This is a genomic window from Cupriavidus sp. MEYA8 (assembly GCF_059278825.1).
The window spans coordinates 1,279,309-1,303,256 of record NZ_CM181221.1; the positions used below are offsets into that span (position 1 = coordinate 1,279,309).

Annotated in this window: 22 protein-coding genes; 15 read left to right on the forward strand and 7 right to left on the reverse strand. The window is 66.0% G+C overall.

Annotated elements, in window-relative coordinates:
- Window positions 1–248: 248 nt before the first annotated feature.
- From aceE to lpdA, 4 genes are all read left to right on the forward strand, one after another.
- Window positions 249–2,936 carry a pyruvate dehydrogenase (acetyl-transferring), homodimeric type gene (gene aceE / locus AC5WJ1_RS05970; RefSeq protein WP_135705000.1) on the forward strand — a complete coding sequence of 896 codons (2,688 nt, stop codon included), beginning with the start codon at window positions 249–251 and terminating at the stop codon, window positions 2,934–2,936.
- Window positions 2,937–3,103: 167 nt separating this feature from the next.
- On the forward strand, window positions 3,104–4,768 hold the full coding sequence (aceF, locus tag AC5WJ1_RS05975; RefSeq protein ID WP_494476408.1) for a dihydrolipoyllysine-residue acetyltransferase: 1,665 nt from the start codon (window positions 3,104–3,106) through the stop codon (window positions 4,766–4,768).
- 76 nt (window positions 4,769–4,844) lie between these two features.
- The gene (locus tag AC5WJ1_RS05980) at window positions 4,845–5,474 is read left to right on the forward strand and encodes an Ntn hydrolase family protein (RefSeq protein WP_133096797.1); all 630 of its coding nucleotides are present in this window, start codon (window positions 4,845–4,847) and stop codon (window positions 5,472–5,474) included.
- A 33-nt stretch (window positions 5,475–5,507) separates the two neighbouring features.
- Window positions 5,508–7,295, forward strand: coding sequence for a dihydrolipoyl dehydrogenase (gene lpdA, locus AC5WJ1_RS05985; protein ID WP_494476409.1), 1,788 nt, complete (start codon window positions 5,508–5,510; stop codon window positions 7,293–7,295).
- Between the two features lie 354 nt (window positions 7,296–7,649).
- Here lpdA and phaP1 read toward each other — a convergent pair whose 3' ends face one another.
- The gene (gene phaP1 / locus AC5WJ1_RS05990; protein ID WP_133096799.1) at window positions 7,650–8,228 is read right to left on the reverse strand and encodes a TIGR01841 family phasin PhaP1; all 579 of its coding nucleotides are present in this window, start codon (window positions 8,226–8,228) and stop codon (window positions 7,650–7,652) included.
- 366 nt (window positions 8,229–8,594) lie between these two features.
- Between phaP1 and AC5WJ1_RS05995 the strand changes: the two genes are divergently transcribed.
- From AC5WJ1_RS05995 to AC5WJ1_RS06010, 4 genes are all read left to right on the forward strand, one after another.
- Window positions 8,595–9,515 carry a histone deacetylase family protein gene (locus AC5WJ1_RS05995; protein WP_494476410.1) on the forward strand — a complete coding sequence of 307 codons (921 nt, stop codon included), beginning with the start codon at window positions 8,595–8,597 and terminating at the stop codon, window positions 9,513–9,515.
- A complete protein-coding gene (locus AC5WJ1_RS06000; RefSeq protein ID WP_494476411.1) occupies window positions 9,512–10,438 on the forward strand; it encodes a DMT family transporter in 927 nt (308 codons plus the stop codon). The genes AC5WJ1_RS05995 and AC5WJ1_RS06000 overlap by 4 nt, the downstream gene beginning before the upstream one ends.
- 97 nt (window positions 10,439–10,535) lie before the next feature.
- The gene (locus AC5WJ1_RS06005; protein ID WP_133096802.1) at window positions 10,536–10,982 is read left to right on the forward strand and encodes an acyl-CoA thioesterase; all 447 of its coding nucleotides are present in this window, start codon (window positions 10,536–10,538) and stop codon (window positions 10,980–10,982) included.
- Window positions 10,983–11,007: 25 nt separating this feature from the next.
- Window positions 11,008–11,721, forward strand: coding sequence for a nitroreductase (locus AC5WJ1_RS06010; RefSeq protein WP_133096803.1), 714 nt, complete (start codon window positions 11,008–11,010; stop codon window positions 11,719–11,721).
- A 220-nt stretch (window positions 11,722–11,941) separates the two neighbouring features.
- Here AC5WJ1_RS06010 and AC5WJ1_RS06015 read toward each other — a convergent pair whose 3' ends face one another.
- On the reverse strand, window positions 11,942–12,205 hold the full coding sequence (locus tag AC5WJ1_RS06015; RefSeq protein ID WP_494476412.1) for a hypothetical protein: 264 nt from the start codon (window positions 12,203–12,205) through the stop codon (window positions 11,942–11,944).
- Here AC5WJ1_RS06015 and pbpG point away from each other — a divergent pair.
- On the forward strand, window positions 12,171–13,190 hold the full coding sequence (gene pbpG / locus AC5WJ1_RS06020; protein WP_434032915.1) for a D-alanyl-D-alanine endopeptidase: 1,020 nt from the start codon (window positions 12,171–12,173) through the stop codon (window positions 13,188–13,190). The genes AC5WJ1_RS06015 and pbpG overlap by 35 nt on opposite strands.
- Before the next feature lie 63 nt (window positions 13,191–13,253).
- Here pbpG and AC5WJ1_RS06025 read toward each other — a convergent pair whose 3' ends face one another.
- From AC5WJ1_RS06025 to AC5WJ1_RS06035, 3 genes are all read right to left on the reverse strand, one after another.
- Window positions 13,254–14,666: an FAD-binding oxidoreductase gene (locus AC5WJ1_RS06025; RefSeq protein ID WP_494476413.1), complete on the reverse strand. Its 1,413-nt coding sequence runs from the start codon at window positions 14,664–14,666 to the stop codon at window positions 13,254–13,256.
- A 22-nt stretch (window positions 14,667–14,688) separates the two neighbouring features.
- A complete protein-coding gene (locus tag AC5WJ1_RS06030; protein ID WP_135705006.1) occupies window positions 14,689–15,417 on the reverse strand; it encodes a FadR/GntR family transcriptional regulator in 729 nt (242 codons plus the stop codon).
- Window positions 15,418–15,563: 146 nt separating this feature from the next.
- A complete protein-coding gene (locus tag AC5WJ1_RS06035) occupies window positions 15,564–16,349 on the reverse strand; it encodes an IclR family transcriptional regulator (RefSeq protein ID WP_029047693.1) in 786 nt (261 codons plus the stop codon).
- 233 nt (window positions 16,350–16,582) lie between these two features.
- Here AC5WJ1_RS06035 and AC5WJ1_RS06040 point away from each other — a divergent pair, with 233 nt between their 5' ends.
- Genes AC5WJ1_RS06040 through AC5WJ1_RS06050 form a run of 3 tightly spaced genes read left to right on the forward strand, consistent with a single transcriptional unit; the run spans window position 16,583 to window position 19,004 of the window.
- On the forward strand, window positions 16,583–17,308 hold the full coding sequence (locus tag AC5WJ1_RS06040; protein ID WP_494476414.1) for a (Fe-S)-binding protein: 726 nt from the start codon (window positions 16,583–16,585) through the stop codon (window positions 17,306–17,308).
- 17 nt (window positions 17,309–17,325) lie between these two features.
- The gene (locus AC5WJ1_RS06045; RefSeq protein ID WP_135705007.1) at window positions 17,326–18,738 is read left to right on the forward strand and encodes a LutB/LldF family L-lactate oxidation iron-sulfur protein; all 1,413 of its coding nucleotides are present in this window, start codon (window positions 17,326–17,328) and stop codon (window positions 18,736–18,738) included.
- Window positions 18,735–19,004: a hypothetical protein gene (locus AC5WJ1_RS06050; protein WP_133096809.1), complete on the forward strand. Its 270-nt coding sequence runs from the start codon at window positions 18,735–18,737 to the stop codon at window positions 19,002–19,004. Before AC5WJ1_RS06045 ends, AC5WJ1_RS06050 begins: the two co-directional genes overlap by 4 nt.
- A 34-nt stretch (window positions 19,005–19,038) precedes the next feature.
- On the opposite strand, the gene AC5WJ1_RS06055 is transcribed toward AC5WJ1_RS06050, so the two are convergent.
- Entirely contained in the window at window positions 19,039–19,926 is an 888-nt protein-coding gene (locus tag AC5WJ1_RS06055) for a LysR family transcriptional regulator (protein WP_133096810.1), read from the reverse strand.
- A gap of 115 nt (window positions 19,927–20,041) precedes the next feature.
- On the opposite strand from AC5WJ1_RS06055, the gene AC5WJ1_RS06060 reads away from it, so the two are divergent.
- The 3 genes from AC5WJ1_RS06060 (at window position 20,042) to AC5WJ1_RS06070 (ending at window position 23,017) form a co-directional block, all read left to right on the forward strand.
- Complete coding sequence (locus AC5WJ1_RS06060) at window positions 20,042–21,043, forward strand: ornithine cyclodeaminase family protein (RefSeq protein WP_133096811.1); 1,002 nt, start codon at window positions 20,042–20,044, stop codon at window positions 21,041–21,043.
- Entirely contained in the window at window positions 21,040–21,873 is an 834-nt protein-coding gene (locus AC5WJ1_RS06065) for a phosphate/phosphite/phosphonate ABC transporter substrate-binding protein (protein WP_135705009.1), read from the forward strand. The genes AC5WJ1_RS06060 and AC5WJ1_RS06065 overlap by 4 nt, the downstream gene beginning before the upstream one ends.
- Window positions 21,874–21,970: 97 nt before the next feature.
- Window positions 21,971–23,017 carry a tripartite tricarboxylate transporter substrate binding protein gene (locus tag AC5WJ1_RS06070; RefSeq protein ID WP_133096813.1) on the forward strand — a complete coding sequence of 349 codons (1,047 nt, stop codon included), beginning with the start codon at window positions 21,971–21,973 and terminating at the stop codon, window positions 23,015–23,017.
- Window positions 23,018–23,152: 135 nt separating this feature from the next.
- On the opposite strand, the gene AC5WJ1_RS06075 is transcribed toward AC5WJ1_RS06070, so the two are convergent.
- Complete coding sequence (locus AC5WJ1_RS06075; protein WP_063238620.1) at window positions 23,153–23,947, reverse strand: ABC transporter ATP-binding protein; 795 nt, start codon at window positions 23,945–23,947, stop codon at window positions 23,153–23,155.
- Window position 23,948 lies beyond the last annotated feature (1 nt).

Sequence of the window (23,948 nt, forward strand, 5' to 3'; positions counted from 1 at the left end):
ACGATATCGCAATTTGAAAATTTCACTTGTGTTGCCCAATGGGCTTCCATAGAATCGGTTCGACCCAAGAATGCGGGCGGTAGCCATGCGCCTGCCGCGCGGAGGAGCCGGAACAGGTTCCCCGGCGGCGGCCCCGATGCAAGGCGCGGCAGCGCCGAACCCGCAACGGTGCGAGTCAACCCGTAGAGCCCCCAAAGCCGGCGCCGGAAGCGCAGGCACGGAAGCACGAATTCACCCAGGAGACAGTCATGTCCGCCGTACCAGAGCAGATTCTCGGCGCATCCAGCGCCAACGACGCCGATCCCCAGGAAACCCATGAATGGCTGGATGCCCTGCAGGGCGTCCTCGCCGCCGAGGGCCCGGCACGCGCCGCGTTCCTGATCGACAAGCAGATCGAGTACGCACGCGTGAACGGCGTGACCCAGCCGTTCCACGCCGAGACGCAGTACATCAACACCATCCCGGTGGAGCAGCAGGCCCGCATCCCCGGCGACCAGGACATCGAGCACCGCATCCGCTCGTACACCCGCTGGAACGCCATGGCGATGGTGCTGCGCGCCAACAAGCACACCAACGTCGGCGGCCATATCTCCTCGTTTGCCTCGGCGGCCACGCTGTATGACGTGGGCTACAACCATTTCTGGCGCGCCCCCTCGGAACAGAGCGGTGGCGACCTGGTCTTCGTGCAGGGCCACTCGGCACCGGGCGTGTACTCGCGCGCCTTCCTGCTGGGCCGCCTGAGCCAGGACCAGCTCGACAACTTCCGCCAGGAAGTCGACGGCCACGGCATCTCGTCCTACCCGCACCCGTGGCTGATGCCGGACTTCTGGCAGTTCCCGACGGTGTCGATGGGCCTGGGCCCGATCATGGCCATCTACCAGGCCCGCTTCATGAAGTACCTGGACAGCCGCGGCCTGGCCAAGGCCGGCGACCGCAAGGTCTGGGCCTTCCTGGGCGACGGCGAGACCGACGAGCCGGAATCGCTGGGCGCGATCGGCATGGCCGGCCGCGAGAAGCTCGACAACCTGGTCTTCGTCATCAACTGCAACCTGCAGCGCCTGGACGGTCCGGTGCGCGGCAACGGCAAGATCATCCAGGAACTGGAATCCGAATTCCGCGGTGCCGGCTGGAACGTGATCAAGGTGGTGTGGGGCAGCAAGTGGGATTCGCTGCTGGCGCGCGACACCAAGGGCCTGCTGATGAAGCGCATGATGGAATGCGTCGACGGCGAATACCAGACCATGAAGGCCAAGGACGGCGCCTACGTCCGCGAGCACTTCTTCAACACGCCTGAGCTGAAGGCGATGGTGGCCGACTGGTCCGACGACGATATCTGGCGCCTGAACCGCGGCGGCCACGATCCGCACAAGATCTACGCCGCCTACAAGGCCGCCAGCGAGCACAAGGGCCAGCCCACGCTGATCCTGGCCAAGACCATCAAGGGCTATGGCATGGGCGACGCCGGCCAGGCCATGAACGTGGCCCACCAGCAGAAGAAGATGCCGGTGGACGCGATCCGCAAGTTCCGCGACCAGTTCAATCTCCCCGTTGCCGACGACCAGCTGGAAGATGTGCCGTACATCACCTTCCCGGAAGGTTCGAAGGAACTGGAATACATGCGCCAGGCGCGCCTGAACCTGGGCGGCTACCTGCCGGCCCGCCGCCAGAAGGCCGAAGCGCTGCCGGTCCCGCAGCTGTCCGCGTTCGAGGCGCTGCTGAAGGCCACCGGCGAAGGCCGCGAAGTGTCCACCACCATGGCCTTCGTGCGTATCCTGAACACCCTGCTGAAAGACAAGCAGATCGGCAAGCACGTGGTGCCCATCGTCCCGGACGAGTCGCGCACCTTCGGCATGGAAGGCCTGTTCCGCCAGGTCGGCATCTGGAACCAGGAAGGCCAGAAGTATGTGCCGGAAGACCATGACCAGCTGATGTTCTACAAGGAATCGCAGACTGGCCAGGTGCTGCAGGAAGGCATCAACGAAGCCGGCGCCATGTGCGACTGGATCGCCGCCGCCACGTCGTACTCGACGCACGGCGTGCAGATGATCCCCTTCTACATCTACTACTCGATGTTCGGCATCCAGCGTATCGGCGACCTGTGCTGGGCCGCTGCCGACATGCGCTCGCGCGGCTTCCTGCTGGGCGGCACCGCCGGCCGCACCACGCTGAACGGCGAGGGCCTGCAGCATGAAGACGGCCACTCGCACGTGTTCCACGCCGCGATCCCGAACTGCATCTCGTACGACCCGACCTACCAGTACGAACTGGCGGTGATCATGCAGGACGGCCTGCGCCGCATGTACGCCGAGCAGGAAGACGTCTACTACTACCTGACGGTGATGAACGAGAACTACGAGCATCCGGAAATGCCGGCTGGCGTAGAGCAGGACATCGTCAAGGGCATGTACCAGTTCCGCAAGGGCGTCGAGAACAGCAACGCGCCGCGCGTGCAGCTGCTGGGCTCCGGCACGATCTTCCGCGAGGTGGTTGCCGCCGCCGAGCTGCTGAAGAAGGACTGGGGCGTCGAGTCCGACCTGTGGAGCTGCCCGAGCTTCACCGAGCTGGCCCGCGAAGGCCAGGCCGCCGAGCGCTTCAACCTGCTGCACCCGGCCGAAGCCCAGCGCGAAGCCTTTGTCACGCAGAAGCTGAAGTCGGTCCGCGGCCCGGTGATTGCATCGACCGACTACGTGCGCGCCTTCGCCGAGCAGATCCGCCCGTTCGTGCCGCGCCGCTACGTGGTGCTGGGCACCGACGGCTTCGGCCGCTCGGATACCCGCGAGAAGCTGCGCCACTTCTTTGAAGTGGACCGCCACTGGGTCACGCTGGCCGCGCTCAAGGCGCTGGCCGACGAGGGCGCCATCAGCCGCGACAAGGTGGCCGAGGCCATCAAGAAGTACAACCTCGACCCGAGCAAGCCCAACCCGATGTCGGTCTGATCCGGCAGCCTGCACCCACCCCCGCAGTACGGCGACGCCGTGCCGCGGGCGCCCCGGCAAACCGCCGGCTGGCGCCTTGCGGCATGGCGGCGTGACAGAAGCGGGCGGCGAAGGTAATCTCGCCGCTTGCGGATGTCGTGCGCGCCGGCCTGCCCAGGAGACACTGAATGAGTCAAGCAATTGAAATCAAGGTGCCGGATATCGGCGACTATGACGCCGTTCCCGTCATCGAAGTGCATGTGAAACCCGGCGACAGCATCAACGCGGAAGACGCGCTGGTGACGCTGGAATCGGACAAGGCCACCATGGACGTGCCCTCGCCGCAGGCCGGCGTGGTCAAGGACGTCCGCATCAAGGTGGGCGACAACGTGTCCGAAGGCTCCGTGCTGGTTATGCTGGAAGCGGCCAACGAGGCCTCCGCGGCACCGCCCGCCGGGGCCGCTGCGCCTGCTCCGGCGCCGGCCGCCGCAGCGCCCGCACCCGCTGCCGCGCCGGCAGCGGCTCCCGCGGCAGCCCCTGCCGCGAGCGGTGGCGGCGCCATCGAAGTCAAGGTACCCGATATCGGCGACTACGACGCCGTGCCGGTCATCGAAGTCCACGTCAAGCCGGGCGACACCATCAACGCCGAAGACGCGCTGGTGACGCTGGAATCCGACAAGGCAACCATGGACGTGCCGTCGCCACAGGGCGGCGTGGTCAAGGAAGTCAAGGTCAAGGTTGGCGACAACGTGTCCGAAGGTACGCTGCTGCTGATCCTGGAAGGCGCCGCCGCGGCACCGGCTCCGGCTGCCGCGGCGGCTCCGGCACCGGCCGCTGCCAGCGCGCCCGCCCCGGCACCCGCGCCCGCGGCGGCCCCGGCTCCGGCAGCAGCGGCTGCCGCCGCGCCGGCCGTCGCTGGCGTAAGCGGCAAGGCCGCCCACGCCAGCCCGTCGGTGCGCAAGTTCGCACGCGAGCTGGGCGTCGACGTGTCGCGCGTGGCCGGCACCGGCCCCAAGGGCCGCATCACGCAGCAGGACGTGCAGAACTACGTCAAGGGCGTGATGACCGGCCAGGCCGCCGCGCCGGCCCAGGCTGCCGCGGCTGGCGGCGGCGGTGGCGAGCTCGGCCTGCTGCCGTGGCCGAAGGTCGATTTCACCCGCTTCGGCGAGGTGGAAAGCAAGGCCCTGTCTCGCATCAAGAAGATTTCCGGCGCCAACCTGCACCGCAACTGGGTCATGATCCCGCACGTCACCAACCATGACGAAGCGGACATCACCGAGCTGGAAGCCTTCCGCGTGCAGCTGAACAAGGAAAACGAGAAGTCCGGCATCAAGGTCACCATGCTGGCCTTCATGATCAAGGCCACGGTCGCGGCGCTGAAGAAGTTCCCGAACTTCAATGCCTCGCTCGACGGCGACAACCTGGTGCTGAAGAAGTACTTCAACATCGGTTTCGCCGCCGACACCCCGAATGGCCTGGTCGTGCCGGTGATCAAGGACGCCGACAAGAAGGGCGTGCTGGAGATCAGCCAGGAAATGAGCGAGCTGGCCAAGCTGGCGCGCGACGGCAAGCTCAAGCCGGACCAGATGCAGGGCGGCTGCTTCTCGATCTCGTCGCTGGGCGGCCTGGGCGGCACGTACTTCACGCCGATCATCAACGCGCCGGAAGTGGCCATCATGGGCGTGTGCAAGTCGTTCCAGAAGCCGGTGTGGGACGGCAAGCAGTTCGCGCCGCGCCTGACGCTGCCGCTGTCGCTGTCGTGGGACCACCGCGTCATCGACGGCGCCGAGGCTGCGCGCTTCAACACGTACTTCGCGCAACTGCTGGCCGACTTCCGCCGCATCCTGCTGTAAAAAGCAGCCGCGACGCACACCGGCTTTGCCGGTGTGCGAAAGGCCAGCCACCTGAGTTGATTCAGAGGAGCGAGCCATGACTACCTGTGTTGTCGTCAAGAAGGGCGCCGAGGTGGCGATCGCGGCGGACGCGCTGGTCACCTTCGGCGATACGCGGCTGTCGCGCGCGTATGAGCGCAACCAGAAGGTCTTTCCGGTCGGCGACGGCTTTATCGCGCTGGCCGGGACGACCGCGCACTTCCCGGTCATGCGCACGCTGCTGGCGGGCCTGGGCGAGGAGTGCCGGCTGGACTCGCGCGACGACGTGTTCCGCACCTTCCTGAAGGTGCACGAGAAGCTGAAGACGGAGTACTTCGTCAACACCAAGGAAGACGAGGACGATCCCTACGAGTCGTCGCAGATCGTATGCCTGATCGCCAATCCGGCCGGCATCTTCGGCGTCTATTCGTATCGCGAGGTGTTTTCGTTCGACCGTTTCTGGGGCATCGGCTCGGGCCGCAACTACGCGCTGGGCGCGATGCACGCGGTGTATGACCGGCCCGACCTGGATGCGGGCGAGATCGCGCGCATCGGCGTCGATGCGGGCGTGGAGTTCGACAAAAGCTCATCGGGGCCGATCGAGGTCCATACGGTGCGGCTGCACGATGCAGACAATGGCGCAGCGCCGGCGGCGGATGCGGCAACCAACAACGACGGCGCGCCCTGAAGCCGAGAGGCGGGCGCGTATTGAGGAGCAAATATGAGTGTGATCGAAGTCAAGGTGCCGGATATCGGCGATTTCGACGCGGTGGAAGTGATCGAGGTACTGGTCAAGGCCGGCGATACGGTCGAGACGGAACAGTCCCTGATCGTGCTGGAGTCCGACAAGGCGAGCATGGATGTGCCGTCGTCGGTCGCCGGCAAGGTGGTGGAAGTCAAGGTCAAGGTGGGCGACAAGGTTGGCCAGGGCGCGGTGATCTGCACCGTGGAGGCCGAGGCCGCCGCCGCTGCACCGGCGCCCGCGCAAGCTCCGGCTCCGGCCGCTGCGCCTGCGCAGGCTGCCGCGGCACCGGCCGCCGCTGCGCCGGCCGCCGCAACGCATAGCGGCGGTGCCGATATCCAGTGCGAAATGCTGGTGCTGGGCGCCGGCCCCGGCGGCTACTCGGCCGCCTTCCGCGCCGCCGACCTGGGCATGAATACCGTGCTGGTCGAACGCTACAGCACGCTTGGCGGCGTCTGCCTGAACGTGGGCTGCATCCCCTCCAAGGCGCTGCTGCACAACGCCGCCGTGATCGACGAAGCCAAGGCGCTGGCCGCCCATGGCATCCTGTTCGGCGAAGCCAAGATCGACCTCGACGGCCTGCGCCACTACAAGAACCAGGTGGTCGGCAAGCTGACCGGCGGCCTGGCCGGCATGGCCAAGGCGCGCAAGGTGCAGGTGGTGCGCGGCATCGGCAACTTCCTCGACCCGCACCATATGGAAGTCGAGCTGACCGAGGGCGAGGGCAAGCGCAGCACCGGCAAGAAGACCGTGATCCGCTTCGAGAAGGCCATCATCGCCGCCGGCAGCCAGGCGGTGAAGCTGCCCTTCATCCCGGAAGACCCGCGCATCGTCGACTCGACCGGCGCGCTCGAACTGCCGGAAGTGCCCAACAAGATGCTGGTCATCGGCGGCGGCATCATCGGCCTGGAAATGGCCACGGTCTACAGCACGCTGGGCGCGGAAATCGATGTCGTCGAGATGCTGCCGGGCCTGATGGGCGGCGCTGACCGCGACCTGGTCAAGGTCTGGGAAAAGAAGAACAAGGACCGTTTCGGCAAGGTCATGCTGAATACCAAGACGGTCGGGGTGGAAGCCAAGCCGGACGGCATCTACGTAAAGTTCGAGGGCGAGCAGGCCCCGGCCGAGGCGCAACGCTACGACCTGGTGCTGGTGTCGGTGGGCCGCGCGCCCAACGGCAAGCGCATCGCCGCCGAAAAGGCGGGCGTGGCCGTGACCGACCGCGGCTTTATCAACGTCGACAAGCAGATGCGCACCAACGTGCCGCATATCTTCGCGATCGGCGACGTCGTCGGCCAGCCGATGCTGGCGCACAAGGCGGTGCATGAAGCCCACGTGGCCGCGGAAGCCGCGCATGGCGAGAAGGCGTTCTTCGATGCCAAGCAGATCCCGTCGGTGGCCTTTACCGATCCGGAAGTGGCCTGGGCCGGCCTGACCGAAGACGAGTGCAAGGCGCAGGGCCTCAAGTACAGCAAGGGTGTGTTCCCGTGGGCCGCTTCGGGCCGCGCCATCGCCAATGGCCGCGACGAGGGCTTTACCAAGCTGATCTTCGACGAGGAAACGCATCGCGTGATCGGCGGCGGTATCGTGGGTACGCACGCCGGCGACCTGATCAGCGAAGTGTGCCTGGCGATCGAGATGGGCGCCGATGCGGTGGATATCGGCAAGACCATCCACCCGCACCCGACGCTGGGCGAATCGATCGGCATGGCGGCTGAGATCTACGAAGGTACCTGTACCGACGTGCCGCCGCCGCGCAAGCGCTGAGGATTCCGCAGCAAGCGCAGAACCCGCCTCCGGGCGGGTTCTTTTTTTGGCCCGAGAATGCAATTAACCGCCAGAAGCCCGAGGCCACCACACTGGGGGCCAACAGGGCGGGGCGCTGCACAAGCGGGAAAGAGAAAAACCAAAAAAAAGCCCGGCCTTTGCAGGCCAGGCTTTAACGATACCTTTGGACAAGGAGACCGCGGTACCGAGGAGACATCGGCAGACCAGGCAGTGCCGCTATCCTCGGTCGGGACACCACCTTCATCGTTGGCAAAACACACCGGCAGGTTTCCGCTTCGATGCGCTTTGCCAACGGACCGGCCGGAGCCGGTCCATCGTCAAGGCAAACAGCTATCAGGCAACCGTAGCCTTCTTCGCCGTGGCCGTACGGGCCGTGGCGCTGGCTTGCTGGGCAGCCTTGGTGGCGGCGGAAGCAGCGGCCTGGAAGTTGGTTTCAGCGATTTCCACGGCTTGCTTGGTCGCCTTCTGCACCGACTCGTAGGCGTTGTTAGCAGCCGAGATCGCCGACTTCACGATGGCCACGGTCGATTCCGAACCGGCCGGGGCGTTCTTGGCGAAGTTCTCGACCAGCGCCTGCACGTTCTTCGAGCCTTCGGCCAGTTGGGCCTCGGCCACCTTGGTGAACTCGCTCTGGGTTTCCGAAGCGATTTCGTACAGGTGACGGGTGTAAGCCAGGGTCTTCTCGGCGACCGGTTGCACGGCTGCGGCCTGCAGGGCCAGCAGTTCCTGTGCGTCCTTGGCCGACAGCGCCTTCTTGGCGTTTTCCACGTTTTCGGCGAACGTGGTCTTCACGACCTGCAGGTTCAGTTCGACAAGCTTTTCGACGCCTTCAAATGCCTTGGTAGTCAGGCCGAACAGCGTTTCCAGGTTTGCTTTTTGCGCTGCTGCGACTTGTTCCGGGGTCAGGATCATTGCTGGTCTCCAGTGGTGAACTTCAAGGTCAAGCAAAATACAAAAATAAGCCGCCTAGATGTCAGGGCCGTGACGGTGTTTCCCGTTTCGGCCAGCCCAGGCGCGTGTGGGTGGTTGTGTGCCGCGCCCGATGCTTTGATGCGCCGCAACAATTCCAATTCTAGGGAAGCCAGGTTTAATGTCAAGCGCATTTTGTGCGTCGCACAAAAAGATTGTGGCGGTGCGCTGATTTTGTGCCGCAGCAGGCATTTCGGCAGGGCGGCGAGGGATGGTGAGCGATGCTAACATCGCGGCTTGCCTCGCTGTACGGCTGGCCGCCGCCTGCGAAAACCGACAAGACGTGAACAGAACCGCACAGGCCGACCCATGCTCGCCTTCTACGCCGACCATTTCGTGTTGCCGCTGCCGCCGGGACATCGTTTCCCGATGCGCAAGTACAGCATGCTGCGCGACACGGTCGCAACCCAGATTCCTGGCCTGCGCCTGGCCGAGGCGCCGCGCGCCGGCGACGATGCCCTGCTGCTGGCGCATACGCCGGAATACGTACAGGCCGCTTCCGCCGGCACGCTGGATGCCGCCCGCCAGCGCGAAATCGGCTTCCCGTGGTCCGAAGCCATGGTCGAGCGCTCGCGGCGCTCTGCCGGTGCCACCATCGAGGCGTGCCGGGCGGCCTTGCGCGAAGGCGTTGCCGTGAACCTCGCGGGCGGTACGCATCACGCGTATGCCGACAAGGGAGGCGGCTTCTGCGTGTTCAACGACGCTGCCATTGCGGCGCGCGTGCTACAGCGCGACGGCGACGTGCGCCGCGTGGCGGTGGTCGATCTCGACGTGCACCAGGGCAACGGCACGGCGTCGATCCTGCAAGGCGACCCCACCGTGTTCACGCTGTCGCTGCACGGCGAGAAAAACTACCCGTTCCGCAAGGAAGCCAGCGACCTCGACGTCGGCTTGCTGGACGGCTGCGACGACGATGGCTATGCCAGTGCGCTGCAGGCGGCACTGGATACGCTGTTCAGCCGCTTCGCGCCCGACCTGCTGATCTACCTGGCTGGCGCCGATCCGCACGAGGGCGATCGGCTCGGGCGGCTCAAACTGAGCTTCGCCGGCCTGGCGCGGCGTGACCAACTGGTATTCGACGCCGCCATGGCGCGCGGACTGCCGGTGGCGGTGGCGATGGCCGGTGGCTACGGCAACCAGATCGAAGACACGGTCGCGGTCCACGTGCAGACCGTGCGCCTGGCCGCGCAATACCATGCCCGCCACGGCACGCTGGTGGGGGTGTCATGAGCGCCGCGGCAGAACCCGGCCGCGCGGTGGGCGCGGGCACCCCCCAGACGGCATGGGTGGCGGCGATGCCGTGGCTGTTCGTGCTGATCTGGAGCACCGGCTTCATCGTTGCCAAGTACGGCATGCCGTATGCGGAACCGATGACATTCCTGTTCCTGCGCTTTGCCGGCGTGCTGGTGCTGATGGTGCCGTTCGTGCTGCTGGCCGGCGTGCCGTTGCCGCGCGCGGCCGGCTCGACACATACCGACTGGCGCGTGGTCGGCCATCTTGCCGTGGCGGGCTTGCTGCTGCAGGGCGGCTACCTTGGTGGCGTGTGGGCGGCGATCAAGCTCGGCATGCCGGCCGGCGTGTCGGCGCTGATCGCGGGCATGCAGCCGATCCTGACCGCGCTGATCGCCGCGCGGCTGGGCGAGCGCATCAGCGGGCGCCAGTGGCTGGGCCTGCTCCTGGGCATCGCCGGCGTGGCACTGGTGGTGGGCAACAAGCTCGGCACCAGCGCGCTGACGCCGGCAAGCCTGGCGCTGGCGGTCGGCGCGCTGCTCAGCATTACCGTCGGCACGGTCTACCAGAAGCACTTCTGCCCGGTGTTCGACCTGCGCATGGGATCCGTGATCCAGTTCGGCGCCGCCGCGCTCGCCTGCCTGCCGTTCATGTTCCTGTTCGAGACCCGCGGCGTGCAATGGACCGCCGCCATGATCGGCGCGCTGGCGTGGTCGGTGGTGGCGCTGTCCATCGGCGCCATCTCGCTGCTGTTCGTGCTGCTCCGCCAGGGCGCGGCAACCAGGGTGTCGAGCCTGATGTACCTGACGCCGCCAACCACTGCCGTGATGGCCTGGCTGCTCTTCGGCGAACGCTTCCCGCCGCTGGCCGCCGCGGGCATGGTGCTTGCTGCGTCAGGGGTGGCACTGGTCATCCGCAGGTAGCGCTGGTGCGTTCGTTTCGCAGGCGCGAACGCGTCAACGGTTGCCCTGGCGCACTCCGTTTCCCTTTTCCGTTCTTGCCCAGTTCCTTGCTCGCCCCATGAAGCCACAAGCCGACCCGCGCAGTGCCTATCCGTACTTCCAGCCGATCACGACACGTTGGATGGATAACGATGTCTATGGCCACGTTAACAACGTTGTCTACTACAGTTATTTTGACACCGTGGTGAATACCTACCTGATCCGGCAGGGTGCGCTCGATCTCGAGTCGGGCAAGACAATCGGGCTGGTGATCGAGACGCAGTGCAACTACTTCTCGTCGCTCAGCTTCCCGGAGACCGTGGTCGCAGGCTTGCGCGTCGCCAGGCTCGGCACGTCGAGCGTGCGCTATGAGGTCGGCCTGTTCAGCGGCGACAACGAGGTTGCCGCCGCGCAGGGGCATTTCATCCACGTCTATGTCGATCGCGCCACGCGCCGGCCGGTACCGCTGCCGGCGCCGCTGCGCGAGGCGCTGCTGCCGCTGGCGGTCGCAGGCGCGCAAGGGTGACGGCGGGGCAATGGAGACGAACAAGATGTCCCTCGAGATGAAACCGGGTTCGCAGGACGCCGTGGCGTGCGTGGATCGTGCGATCCTGACACGGCGTTCGGTGCGGGCCTTTCTCGATACGCCCGTGCCGCGGGAGACCGTGGAAGACATTCTGGCCGTCGCCAGCCGCGCTCCCTCCGGCACCAATACGCAGCCATGGCGGGTCTATGTCCTGTCGGGAGAAGCCAAGGCAAAGTTGTGCGCCGATGTGCTTGCCGCTTACGAAGACCCCGAGCGCGACAGCAAGTACCTGGAGGAATACCCGTACTACCCCCGCGAATGGGCCAACCCCTACCTGGCGCGACGGCGCAAGGTGGGCTGGGACCTGTACGGCCTGCTTGAGATCAGCCGCGAGGACAAGGCGCGCATGCATGAGCAGCACGCGCGCAACTTCCGTTTCTTCGATGCGCCGGTGGGGATGATCTTTACCATCGACCGCATCATGGAGCAGGGCAGCTGGCTCGACTACGGCATGTTCCTGCAAAGCATCATGGTTGCCGCGCGGGCGCGCGCGCTGGATACCTGCCCGCAGGCGGCGTTCACGCAGTTCCACAAGATCATTGCCAGCCACTTGCTGCTGCCGCCGGAGGAAATGGTGGTGTGCGGCATGTCGCTGGGATTTGCCGATCCGGACGCGCCGGAAAATCGCATGACCACCGAACGGGAACCGGTGAGCGGGTTTGCGCGTTTCCTCTCATAGAGAGGTTTGTATCAATGTGTAACGATTGCTGCCGATATAGAGAGCGAATTGCCGTATTGGCCGTGATTGTTACTGGGGTGAGCAAGGCGGAGCGATTGTAGTTCGTTTGCGGACGTGACCTGTGGTCAACTTTTTCCACCATGTGGAAATGTTTGTAAATCGAACTTTAAGGAGCGTCTGTAAGTCTTTAATCTTGCTAACAATTTCTTAATTTTCTACACTAGCGCCATTCCTCATGCGCTGAACGAATCATGTTTCGGTCTGATTCCATTTTTTCCAGATTCTTCGGCTCCACGCCCTTGTCCGCCGTTGCCGCCGCGGTGCTGGTGTCGGTGTCGGTGGTTGCAGCTCCCGTCGCCGAAGCTGCCAGTACGTCCGCAAGCACGCAAAAAGCGTCTAAAAAGCAGGCAACTAACGCTAAAGTCACCAAAAAATCCGCTTCCAAGGCTGTGAGCGCGAAGTCGCGCACCAGCAAGGTTGCCAAGAGCGAAGCCCGTTCCGGCCGCAAGGTGATCGTGCTGAAAAACGGCAAGCGCCAGGTCGTGGCCGCGCATCGCGCGGCGCCGGTGCGCGCCGTGTTCACGCCCGCCAAGCCATCGCTGGGCGAGGCGATGGGGCTGCGCGACACCGATGACGCGCTCGCGCTGCGCTCCAGCGTGGCGCTGGTGATGGACCAGGGCTCCAACGAGGTGCTGTTCCAGAAGAACGCCTCGGCGGTACTGCCGATCGCCTCGATCACCAAGCTGATGACCGCGCTGGTGGTCATGGACGCGCGCCTGCCGATGGATGAAGTGCTGACCATCACCGAGGAAGACCGCGACACCGAAAAGCACAGCAGCTCGCGCCTGCGCTTTGGTACGCAGCTGACCCGCCAGGAACTGCTGCTGCTGGCGCTGATGTCGTCCGAGAACCGTGCCGCTTCGGCGCTGGGCCGCCACTATCCGGGCGGGCTGCCGTCTTTCGTGCAGGCCATGAACCGCAAGGCGCGCGAGCTGGGCATGAACGACAGCCACTTTGTCGACTCAAGCGGCCTGTCGAGCAGTAATGTCTCGAGCGCGATGGACCTGGTGCGCATGGTCAACGCCGCATACCGCAACCCGACCATCCGCGAGTTCTCGACCCAGACCGAGCATGAGGTCAACGTGCTGGGCCGCACGCAGCACTATGTCAGCACCAACCGCCTGGTGCGCGGCGGCAACTGGGAGATCGGCCTGCAGAAGACCGGCTTTATCTCCGAGGCAGGCCAGTGCCTGGTGATGCAGGCACGCGTGCAGGGCCGCAATGTGGTGATGGTGTTCCTGGATTCGGCGGGCAAGCTGTCGCGCTTTGCCGATGCCAACCGTGTCAAGGACTGGCTGGAGCATGCGCCGTCGCAGCACCCGCAGGGCTTTCCCTCTTCCCCTAACTTGACGCAGCGTCCGGGCGGCGCGCACGCGATCCTGGCTTCGCAGCAGGGGCGTGGTATCTGATCGCTGGCCTGCAATGAAAAACGCGCCGGATCCCGGCGCGTTTTTTTACCAGCGCGACAGCGCTCAGAGCAGCTTGCCGGGGTTCATGATCCCGGCCGGATCGAATACCGCCTTGATCTCTCGCATTAGCCGCAACTCCAGCGGATCCTTGACCGCCAGGAAGGCATGGCGCTTGAGCTGGCCGATGCCGTGCTCGGCGCTAATGCTGCCGCCGTAGCGCATCACTTCATCCAGCACCGCGTCAGTCACCGCCTCGCCCTGGGCCGCTGCCCAGTCCTTGGGGGCGCCTGCCGGGCGCGACAGGTTGTAGTGCAGATTGCCATCGCCGAAGTGGCCAAAGACAAAGGGCCGGATCGCCGGGTCGAGCGCGCGCAGCCGGCTTGCCATTGACGCCATGAACGCCGGGATCTGTTCGATCGGCAGCGACACGTCGTGCTTCAGGTGCGGACCATCGGCGCGCTGTGCCTCGGAGATTTCCTCGCGCAGTTTCCACAGCGCCTGCAGCTGTGCCAGCGATGCCGAGACCGCCGCGTCGAGACAGAGTTCGCGCTCCAGCGCTTCGCCGATCACGCGCTCCAGCAGCGCGTTGAGCGCATCCTCATCCGTGGTGTCTGCCAGTTCGACCAGCACATAGGCGGGATAGCGCTGCGCGAACGGTTCCTGCACGCCTTCCGCGTGCGTCAGCACCAGGTCGAGGCAGTCTCCGGTAAAGAACTCGAATGCCTGCAGGCGCGCGCCGCACTGCGCGAACAGCAGCTCATACAGCTCCAGCGATTGCGCTGGCGAGGCTACTGCCGCCAGCACCACGCTGCGCGCATCGGTGCGTGGGAACAGCCGCAACGCCGCCGCCGTTATCACGCCCAGCGTGCCTTCCGAACCGATCAGCAGCTGCTTCAGGTCATAGCCGGTATTGTCCTTGCGCAGCGTGCGCAAGCCGTTGAACACCTCGCCGTTGGGCAGCACGGCTTCGACGCCCAGCACCAGCTCGCGCGCCATGCCATAGCGCACCACGTTGACGCCGCCGGCATTGGTGGCCAGGTTGCCGCCGATCTGGCACGAATCCTCGGCCGCCAGCGAAAGCGGCAACAGCCGGTTGGCCTCCTGCGCGGCGCGGCGCAGGTTGCCGAGGATGCAGCCGGCCTCGGCCACCATGGTGTTGGCGATGGTGTCGAGCGAGCGCACCGCATTCATGCGGTCCAGGCTCAGCACCACGTTGCCCGCCTGACCGTCAGGCGTAGCACCGCCGCACAGGCCGGTATTGCCGCCGCGCGGCACCACCGGCACCGCCGCCTGCTGGCACAGCGCCAGCGCGCGCGAGACCTGTTCCACGCTGCGCGGCCGCACCACTGCCTGCGCCTGCCCACGATAGATGCCGCGCCAGTCAGACAGCCACGGAGCGATGTCGTCGGGGTTGGTCAGGACAGTGTCGGGGCCGAGCGCTTCGGCGAGGCGTTGGGCGAAATGAGCGGTTTGCATGATGTTCGGTGTTTCCGTGGTGTCAGGGCTCCGCGGGGGAAGGGCTGGCGGCGCGCGCGCGCAGCGTCAGGCCAAGACGCCGCGCCGCGTTCCGCAGGTGGGTGACCGCGGCGGTCCGGGCCGCGTCGGGGTCGCCGCGGCGGATCGCGTCGACGATGGCTTCATGTTCGGCCTGCACGCCTTCGGCCAGCCCGGGCTGGCGCAGCGTATTGGCGCGCGCGGTGGCGACTGCCTGGTGCAGTTGCAGGTTCAGGTACTGCAGCAACTGGCGGTAATACGGGTTATGCGTCGCCGCGGCGATGCCGATATGGAAGGCCGCGTCGATATCGGTTGCCGGCTGCCCGTCGTGGAGGTGGGCATGCAGCCGCTCGAGCAGCGCAGCCAGCGCGGCGACGTCGTCATCGGTGCGGCGCACGGCCGCGAGCGCGGCCGCGGCGCCTTCCAGGTCGATGCGCAGGTCGTACAGGTCAGCCAGGCCGGCGGCGTCGATATCGGGCTCGCGCGGCAGCTGGAACCCCGCCGCGCCGGTCCGCGAGCGCACCGTGCAGCCCACGCCCTGGCGCGTCTCGACAAAGCCCTGCGAGCGCAGGTGCTCGGTGACTTCGCGGATCACCGCGGCGCTGACGCCATATTGCTCCGAGAGCTGTTTGCCGGTCGGCAGCCGGGTGCCGACCGGGTACGCGCCGCTTTCGATATCGGCGCGCAACTGGCGGGTGACCTGTTCGGTGAGGGTGACGGCACGGGTTCGCATGGCCGTCGATTATAAGGTTTGCTGGTTATCAGAAAACTAAGGGTAAACCTATATGAATCAATGTGCCCGATGCCGGAAGCAAAAACGCGCGGGCCGCCATTGCTGGCGGCCCGCGCGTCGTCGCGCTCTCGAACGAATGCCGGCGCTCAGGCCGCGGCTTCGGACACGTAGCCCATGCCGCGCGAGATCTGCAGCGCGGTTTCCTTCAGGTTCTGCAGCCAGCTGTCCTGGAGCCGGTCAGCCGGGGCCGACAGCGACAGGCCCGCCACCAGCCGGCGCGAGTCGTCGTAGATGCCGGCGGCAATGCAGCGCACGCCCAGTTCCAGTTCTTCATTGTCGCGGGCGTAGCCATTGGTGCGGACCCAGTTCAGCTCCCGCTCCAGCTTGGTCAGGTCCGTGATCGAGGTCCGGGTATGCCCGGCCAGGCCGGTGCGGGTGGCGTAGTTGCGCACGCGCGCCGACTCGTCGGCGGCCAGGAACAGCTTGCCGACCGAGGTCAGGTGCAGCGGCGCGCGGCCGCCGATGGCGCGCACCACCTGCATGCCGGAGCGCTCGCTGTAGGCGCGCTCGATATACACGATCTCGTCGCCCTGGCGTACCGACAGGTTGACCGTCTGCCCGGTCACGCGGTGCAGCGCGCGCATCGGCGCCAGCGCAGCGTCGCGCACCGACAGGCGAGCCTTGACCAGGTTGCCCAGTTCCAGCAGGCGCATGCCAAGACGGTAGCTGCCCGGATCGGAACGATCGACGAAACGGCAGGCCACCATGTCGTTAAGGATGCGGTGCGCGGTGGAAGGATGCAGGCCCGTGGCCAGCGACAGCTCTTTCAGGCTGACCGGGTCGGCGTGCTGGGCGAGGGCGTCCAGCAGGGTCATCATGCGCTCGATGACCTGGATGGACGTCTTGCCGGGTGACTTGTCTGCTTCGGACATAGTGGAAAGAGAGAATGTTGCTTTGCGGCATTTTTAAGTATCTGCCTGATTCTATCTCGCATCGTGAAAATTTCAATAGGTGAAATGACATTACGGTAAGAATCGCCCCGTGATGTCGCCTGGGAAAGTGATGTGTTTCGCACCGCATTCATGCCGGCGATGAACCGCTTGTGCGCCACGCGCGGCCCAAGGCGCGCATAATTGCAGGGTTTTGGGGTCTGGAGAAGCCAACAATGCGAGTCGGTCTGTTCGCCACCTGCCTGGTGGACCTGATGCGTCCGGAGATCGGATTTTCGGTGCTGAAGCTGCTGGAAGCCGCCGGCTACGAGGTCATGGTGCCCGAGGCGCAGACCTGCTGCGGCCAGCCGGCATACAACTCGGGCGAGCGCCCCGTGTCGCGGGATCTCGCCGAGAAATTCCTGCGCGAGTTCGAGATGTTCGACTACATCGTGGTCCCGTCGGGAAGCTGCGGCGGCATGATCCGCCACCACTACGGTGACCTGCTGGGCGACGATCCGGAGCTGAACGGCCGCTATGAACGCCTGCGCGAACGGGTGTACGAGCTGACCGAGTTCCTGGTCAACGTTGCGCGCGTCGAGACGCTGCCGTCCGGTTTTGCCGGCCATATCACTTACCACGATTCCTGTTCCGGCCTGCGCGAGCTGGGCGTCAAGCAACAGCCGCGCGAACTGCTGTCGCGCCTGCCCGGCGTCCAGCTCACCGAGATGAAGGACTGCGAAGCCTGCTGCGGCTTCGGCGGCACGTTCTCGGTCAAGTACGGCAATATCTCGACGGCCATCGTCGACGAGAAATGCGCCAACATCAAGGCCAGCGGCGCCGATGCGGTGGTGCTGGGCGACCTGGGCTGCATCCTCAATATCGAAGGCCGGCTGCGCCGCACCGGCGACAGCCAGACCCGCGTGCTGCATATCGCCCAGGTGCTGGCCGGCGACGCCTGACAACGAGAGACGCCACGATGCAAGTCCACAGTATGGAATTCAAGGCGCGCGCCGGCCAGAAGCTGGCCGACCAGCGCCTGCAGCAGAACCTGAAGAAGCTCTCGACCAAGTTCGTCACGGCACGCGCCGATGCCATCCGCGACATCGACTTCGACGCCACGCGCGAGGCGCTGAAGGAGCGCCGCAACCGCGCGCTCGAAAACCTCGATGTCTGGCTGGCGACGTTCGAGCAGAACGCCACCAGCCGCGGCGCCACGGTCCTGTTCGCCGAGACCACCGCCGACGCCGCGCGCCTGGTCGCCGAGATCGCGCAGAAGCACGGCGTGAAGAAGGTCATCAAGAGCAAGTCGATGGTGACCGAGGAAATGAGCCTGAACCAGGTGCTGGGCGAGATGGGTGTGCAGAGCATCGAGACCGACCTCGGCGAGTACATCCTGCAGATCAACGACTCGGAGCCGCCATCGCACATCATTGCGCCGGTGGTGCACAAGGACAAGGACGAGATCGCCGACCTGTTCGCCAGGGTTCACCACAAGCCGCGGCTGACCGATATCCCGGAGATGACCCGCGAGGCGCGCGAGGTGCTGCGCCCGGAATTCCTGTCGGCCGACATGGGCGTGACCGGAGGCAACTTCATCATCGCCGAGACCGGGTCGGTCGCGGTGGTTACCAATGAAGGCAACGAAGGCATGTGCACGGTGATGCCGCGCGTGCACGTGGCCGTGACCGGCATCGAGAAGGTGTTGCCGACGCTGGAAGACCTGGCCACGGTCATGCGCCTGCTGCCGCGTTCGGCCACTGGCCAGGCGATCTCCAACTACTTCTCGCTGCTGACCGGCCCGCGCGCCGAAGGCGAGCGCGATGGCCCCGAGCATATGTACTTCGTGCTGGTCGACGGCGGCCGCTCGGGGCTGATCGGTGGCGATTTCCAGGAGATGCTGCGCTGCATCCGCTGCGGCGCCTGCATGAACCATTGCCCGGTCTACCAGAAGATCGGCGGCCATGCCTATGGCTGGGTCTATCCGGGGCCAATGGGCAGCGTGCTGACGCCCAGCTACGTAGGCCTGGCGAATGCGGTGGACCTGCCGCAGGCGGCGACCATGTGCGGCGAATGCAATCGGGTCTGTCCGGCTTCGATCCCGCTGTCGGACCTGTTGCGCAAGCTGCGCGAGAAGCAGATGGAACGCGGCCTGCGACCGTGGCAGGAGCGCTTTGCGCTGAAGGCCTGGGGCTACGTGGCCAAGCGGCCCGACCTGTATGCCTTTGCCACGCGCATCGGTGCCTGGTGGCTGGGCCGCATGGGCGGCGGCAACAAGCTGATCACCAGCCTGCCGATGGCCGGCAAGGGCTGGACCGAAACCCGCGACATGCCGGCCCCGTCGGGCCGCACGTTCCGCGAACTCTACAAGGAAAGGAGGGCGCGTTCATGAGCGCAGCCAACACGGAAACGCTGGCGCGCATGCGCGCCGCACTGGACCGGCACGTCGCGGGGGCCATGCCCGCGCAGGAACTCGTGCGTGCGTGGCGCGATGCCGGCAGCGGGCTGGCGCTGCCGCCCGTCTATGGGCAGGCGATGGAAGAGCTGCTGCGCAGGCTGGAGATGTCGGCGGTGTTTGCGCAGGACAGTTGCTCGTTCTCGAGCAGCGCGGTGACGGACCAGCTGGCGAGGTGGCTGGACAAGGCGGCCACGGCCTGAGGCCGATACGCCTCGCCGCAGCCGCCCCCGCGGCTCAACGCTTCATCATCCCCGTCAGCGTCTCCACGAACTCCAGCGACAGCCGCGACAGCGGCTCCGTCTGCACATGGAAGATCTGCACCGAGGCATTGACCCTGGTGCGGATCGGCACGGCGACGATATTGGGCCAGTTCGCGCCGAATACCGTCATGGCATCGACCAGCGCGATGCCGGCACCGGCCTGCGCCAGCGCGCGCGCCACATGGGCCTGCTCCACCTGTACCCGCATGTCGGGCTGGTCGCCATCGTTGCCGAACATCTCGTGCACCAGCAGCGCGAACGGCACATCGGGTCCATAGCCAATCAGGTCTTCGCCGATCAGGTCGGCGGGACGCACCCATTTGCGCGTGGCCAGCCGATGTTCCACCGGCACCAGCGCCACGATCTCGTTCTTCACCAGCAGCCGCGCCTCCAGGTTGGGGTGCGTCAGCGGCATGTTCGACACCGCCAGGTCCACCTGTCCCGATAGCAGCGCACGCAACATGTTGCCGGGGATCTGCGTGCGCACCACCACGCGCACCGCCGGGTGCGCGGCGCGGAAGCTGGCGATCGCGCGCGGCAGCACGGTCTGCCCCAGGTTGGGGCTGCATGTGATGCGCAGGCTGCCGGTCCGGTTGGCGGCGAGATCCTCGGCGATCTCGTTGACGCGCTCGATCCCTTCATAGACCGCATTGACTTCGCCCAGCAGCCGCCGCGCTTCCGGCGTGGGGTAGAGCCGCCCCTTGGTGCGGCGGAACAGTTCGAGGCCGAGCCGTTGTTCCGTGTGCGACATCAGCCGGCTGATGGCCGGTTGCGACACATAGAGCAGCTTCGATGCGCCGCTGATCGATCCGGTCAGCATCACCGCGCGGAAGACTTCGATCTGGCGCAGGTTCATTTTCATGGCATTAACCTGATGTTAAGGCAGGCGGATATATAAGCATATGACAGTCAAGGGCGCCAACCCTACACTGGACTCCATCGACACACCACACACTGATCTGGAGAGCGGGGACCGTATGGCTGACATTCATCTCACCTACCTCAACGGCCGGGACATTGCGCGGCTGGAAATGACCGATGCCGAAATCATCGATGCGGTGGAGCAGGCACTGGTTGCGCAGGGCAATGGCCAGACCGTGATCGAGCCGCGCGTGCACCTGATGCCGGACCCGGCCTTCAACGGCCACTTCAACGTGCTGCGCGGCTACGTGGCGCCGCTGGGGCTGGCCGGCGTCAAGGTCGTCGGCGATTTCGTCGACAACTACAAGCTCGGCCTGCCTTCGGAGATGGCCATGCTGAACCTGTTCGATCCGCGCACCGGCATGCCGGTGGCGGTGATCGACGCCACCTTCATCACCGATGCCCGCACCGGCGCGCTGACCGCGCTCGGCGCCAAGCACCTGGCACGCCGCGACAGCAAGGTGCTGGGCCATATCGGCGCGCGCGGCACCTCGTACTGGAATGTGCGCCTGCTCGACAGCCTCTATGACTTCGACGAGATCCGCGTGCATTCGCGCCGTCCGGAAAGCCGCAATGCCTTTGCCGCGCGGCTGGAGCGCGATCTCGGCAAGAAGATCGTGGTGACCGACGACTGGGAATCGTGCGTGCGCGGCGCCGACATCGTGGTCGAGGCGTCGCGCCTGGAGCGCCCGACGCCGATGCTCAAGACCGAATGGATCAAGCCCGGTGCGTTCGTCGTGCCCTACGGCACCATGAGCGCGGTCGAGCTGTCGCTGACCGACATCATGACGCGGATGGTGGTGGACGACTGGGGCCAGTGCAAGGGCGGCATGTTCGGCTCGCTGCGCGCGCATGTCGAAGCGGGCAAGCTGTCGGAACAGACGCTCTACGCCGAACTGGGCGAGATCGCCGCCGGCCGCAAGCCCGGCCGCCAGAGCGACGACGAAACCAACCTGTTCTGGCACCGCGGCCTGTCGCTCAGCGATATCGCGCTGGGACATGCCATCCTGAAGAAGGCCGAGCAGCGCGGGCTGGGCCAGAAGCTGGTGTACGCATGATTGCCAATGCCCGCATGTACGCGGTAACGCCGCAGGCCGAAGCGGCATGGCGCGCGCTGCTGGCGCGCGTGTCCGAGCGCGCGGGCGTTGCGTTGCCGTATGTCGGGCATCCCGCGCCGGCGCCGGTCAGCGCGCTGTGGGCGCGGCCGGACTGCGGCTGCGTGTTCATGTGTGGCTATCCGTACGCGAGCGCGCCGGTTACGCCGCAGTTGCTGGCCGCGCCGGTTCCGTCGCATGCGCGCTATGGCGGAAGGCCGGTCTATTTCACGGAGTTCATCGTGCGCGCCGATGCGCCGGTGCAGTCCCTGGCGCAAACCTTCGGCGGGCGGCTGGCATGCATGTTGCCTGAGTCGAACTCGGGCTATAACGCGCCGCGCCATTACCTGATGCGGCTGGCACCGGCGGGTACGCAGTCGCTGTACCGGCCCGCTGCGATGGCCACGCCAACTCCGCGCGAGGTCATCGATGCCGTGCTTGCTGGCGATGCCGACGTGGGGGTGATCGACAGCTATGTGATGGACCTGCTGCGCCGCTATGACCCGGGGCTTGCCGCGCAGCTGAAGACGCTGGCGCTGACGCCGCCCGCACCGATTCCGGTGCTGGTCGCGTCGGCGGGAACCGATCCGCAGCAGTGTGCTCGCGTGCGTGCGGCATTGCTGGGAATGCATGAGGATGCCGCCGGCACCGCGCTGCTGGCGTCGCTGGAACTGGCGCGCTTCGTTGAGGTGCAGCCGGGCGACTATGCCTGCCTGCCCGCGATGGCGAATGAAGCGGATCGCGCGAGCTTTGCGCTGACCGGTCCCGCCGCTGCAGAGCGGGGCACGGGATAGGCAACGTGTCTGACCGCACACGGCCATCGGCGATAACAAGACTGCCGGCGCGGTGGAGGAGCCATAGCCTGATTACTGCCAAATTGGGGAAAACGTCATGAAATCCGCTGTGAATGCCGCTGTGAAATCCGATGTTAAGTCTTTCGTGAGTTCTGACATCCGGCGCCTTGCCATGCATTGCCTGTTTGCCTGTGCGGCAGCCTGCGCGGCATGGCTCGGTGCGGCGCCGGCCCATGCCCAGCCGCCGGCTTATCCCGCCAGGCCGGTCCGCCTGATCGTGCCGTTTGCCGCCGGCGGCCCCGCCGACGTGCTGGCGCGCGCCGTCGGGGAGGGCATCGCCAAGGCCACCGGCCAGAGCGTGCTGGTCGAGAACAAGGCCGGCGCCGCCGGCACCATCGGTGTCGACATGGTGGCCAAGGCAGCGCCAGACGGCTACACCATCGCACTGGTGCCGGTCGGGAATATCGCGGTGAATCCCACGCTGATGCCAAACCTTCCCTACAAGCAGTCCGACCTGGCGCCGGTGGCGATGCTCGCCACCGCCGAAAACGTGCTGGTGGTCAACGCGGCCACGCCGGCCAGATCGCTGGCGGACCTGCTCAAGCTGGCCGCACAGAAACCGGGCGAACTGAGTTTCGCCTCGCCCGGCGCCGGCAGCCAGGCGCACCTCGCCGGGGAACTGCTGCAGCTCGATGCCAACGTCAAGCTGAACCACGTGCCGTACAAGGGCGTGAGCCCGGCCATGACCGATGTGGTCGGCGGGCAGGTGACGATGATGTTCGCGCAGCTGTCGGCGGCGTTGCCCTATATCAAGGCAGGCAAGCTGCGCGCCCTGGGCGTGGCCAGCACCAAACGCTCGACGGTGCTGCCCGATGTGCCGACGATCGCGGAGCAGGGCTTCCCGAAATTCGAGGCGGTGTCGTGGTATGCGCTGATGGCGCCGGCGGGTACGCCGCCCGAGATCGTACGCAAGCTCAGCCAGCATGCCGACGCGGTGCTGGCCGATGCGGCGCTGAAGGAAAAGCTGGCAACGCTGGGGATGGAGGCGGCGGGTGGCACGCCGCAGCAGCTGGCGGCAACAATCCAGAAGGAGAGTGTCCGGTGGGCGGGGTTGATCAGACAGCGGCGCATCACGATCGATTAGTCGTTTGCATGCTGCCGGTTTGCTCCCCTCTCCCGCTCGCGGGAGAGGGGAGCAAACATTCGGGACACTCAAGCGTCATCGAACGCAAAAGAATGGGGAGCCAAAGCTCCCCATTCTTCTTGGATGTCAGCGCTGTCAGCCCAGCAACAGCGCGTCATCATCCAGCTGTTCATGCCGCGTCTGCTCGAACATCTTCAGCAGGTCCGGCACATCCAGCCCCTTGCGCTTGTCGCCAGAGACATCCAGCACCACCTGTCCCTGGTGCAGCATCACCGTGCGCTGCCCGTAGTCCAGCGCCTGGCGCATGCTGTGCGTCACCATCATCGTCGTCAGCTTGCTCTCCTCGACGATGCGCGCGGTCAGTTCCAGCACGAACGCGGCGGTCTTCGGGTCCAGCGCGGCGGTATGCTCGTCCAGCAGCAGGATGCGCGACGGCTGCAGCGATGCCATCAGCAGGCTCACCGCCTGGCGCTGGCCGCCGGACAGCAGGCCGATGCGGTCGGTCAGGCGGTTTTCCAGCCCCAGGTTCAGCAGCCGCAGCTTCTCGCGGAACAGCTCGCGCGAGGCGCGGTTCAGCGCCGGGCGGAAACCCCGCTTCGCGCCGCGCGCCATCGCCAGGGCCATGTTCTCCTCGATGGTCAGCGCCTCGCAGGTTCCGGCCATCGGGTCCTGGAACACGCGCGCCACCAGGTGCGCCCGGTCCCATGCCGGCTGGCGCGTGACGTCGGTGTCATCGATGGTGATGCGGCCCGAGTCGACCATCTGGTCGCCGCTGATCGCGTTCAGGAAGGTCGACTTGCCGGCGCCATTGGAGCCGATCACGGCGACGAACTGGCCGCTCGGGATTTCCAGCGTGAGTCCGCGCAGCGCGCGGGTCTCGATCGGGGTGCCCGGGTTGAAGGTGAGCTTCAGGTCTTGTGCGCGCAGCATC

Coding starts and splice junctions, on each gene's coding strand:
- AC5WJ1_RS05995 (WP_494476410.1), top strand. CDS start 8,595: ATGCTCGCCTTCTACGCCGACCATTTCGTGTTGCCGCTGCCGCCGGGA.
- AC5WJ1_RS06010 (WP_133096803.1), top strand. CDS start 11,008: ATGTCCCTCGAGATGAAACCGGGTTCGCAGGACGCCGTGGCGTGCGTG.
- AC5WJ1_RS06050 (WP_133096809.1), top strand. CDS start 18,735: ATGAGCGCAGCCAACACGGAAACGCTGGCGCGCATGCGCGCCGCACTG.
- AC5WJ1_RS06000 (WP_494476411.1), top strand. CDS start 9,512: ATGAGCGCCGCGGCAGAACCCGGCCGCGCGGTGGGCGCGGGCACCCCC.
- aceE (WP_135705000.1), top strand. CDS start 249: ATGTCCGCCGTACCAGAGCAGATTCTCGGCGCATCCAGCGCCAACGAC.
- aceF (WP_494476408.1), top strand. CDS start 3,104: ATGAGTCAAGCAATTGAAATCAAGGTGCCGGATATCGGCGACTATGAC.
- AC5WJ1_RS06040 (WP_494476414.1), top strand. CDS start 16,583: ATGCGAGTCGGTCTGTTCGCCACCTGCCTGGTGGACCTGATGCGTCCG.
- AC5WJ1_RS06045 (WP_135705007.1), top strand. CDS start 17,326: ATGCAAGTCCACAGTATGGAATTCAAGGCGCGCGCCGGCCAGAAGCTG.
- AC5WJ1_RS06025 (WP_494476413.1), bottom strand. CDS start 14,666: ATGCAAACCGCTCATTTCGCCCAACGCCTCGCCGAAGCGCTCGGCCCC.
- AC5WJ1_RS05980 (WP_133096797.1), top strand. CDS start 4,845: ATGACTACCTGTGTTGTCGTCAAGAAGGGCGCCGAGGTGGCGATCGCG.
- AC5WJ1_RS06055 (WP_133096810.1), bottom strand. CDS start 19,926: ATGAAAATGAACCTGCGCCAGATCGAAGTCTTCCGCGCGGTGATGCTG.
- AC5WJ1_RS06070 (WP_133096813.1), top strand. CDS start 21,971: ATGAAATCCGCTGTGAATGCCGCTGTGAAATCCGATGTTAAGTCTTTC.
- AC5WJ1_RS06075 (WP_063238620.1), bottom strand. CDS start 23,947: ATGCTGCGCGCACAAGACCTGAAGCTCACCTTCAACCCGGGCACCCCG.
- AC5WJ1_RS06005 (WP_133096802.1), top strand. CDS start 10,536: ATGAAGCCACAAGCCGACCCGCGCAGTGCCTATCCGTACTTCCAGCCG.
- lpdA (WP_494476409.1), top strand. CDS start 5,508: ATGAGTGTGATCGAAGTCAAGGTGCCGGATATCGGCGATTTCGACGCG.
- AC5WJ1_RS06035 (WP_029047693.1), bottom strand. CDS start 16,349: ATGTCCGAAGCAGACAAGTCACCCGGCAAGACGTCCATCCAGGTCATC.
- AC5WJ1_RS06030 (WP_135705006.1), bottom strand. CDS start 15,417: ATGCGAACCCGTGCCGTCACCCTCACCGAACAGGTCACCCGCCAGTTG.
- AC5WJ1_RS06060 (WP_133096811.1), top strand. CDS start 20,042: ATGGCTGACATTCATCTCACCTACCTCAACGGCCGGGACATTGCGCGG.
- AC5WJ1_RS06065 (WP_135705009.1), top strand. CDS start 21,040: ATGATTGCCAATGCCCGCATGTACGCGGTAACGCCGCAGGCCGAAGCG.
- phaP1 (WP_133096799.1), bottom strand. CDS start 8,228: ATGATCCTGACCCCGGAACAAGTCGCAGCAGCGCAAAAAGCAAACCTG.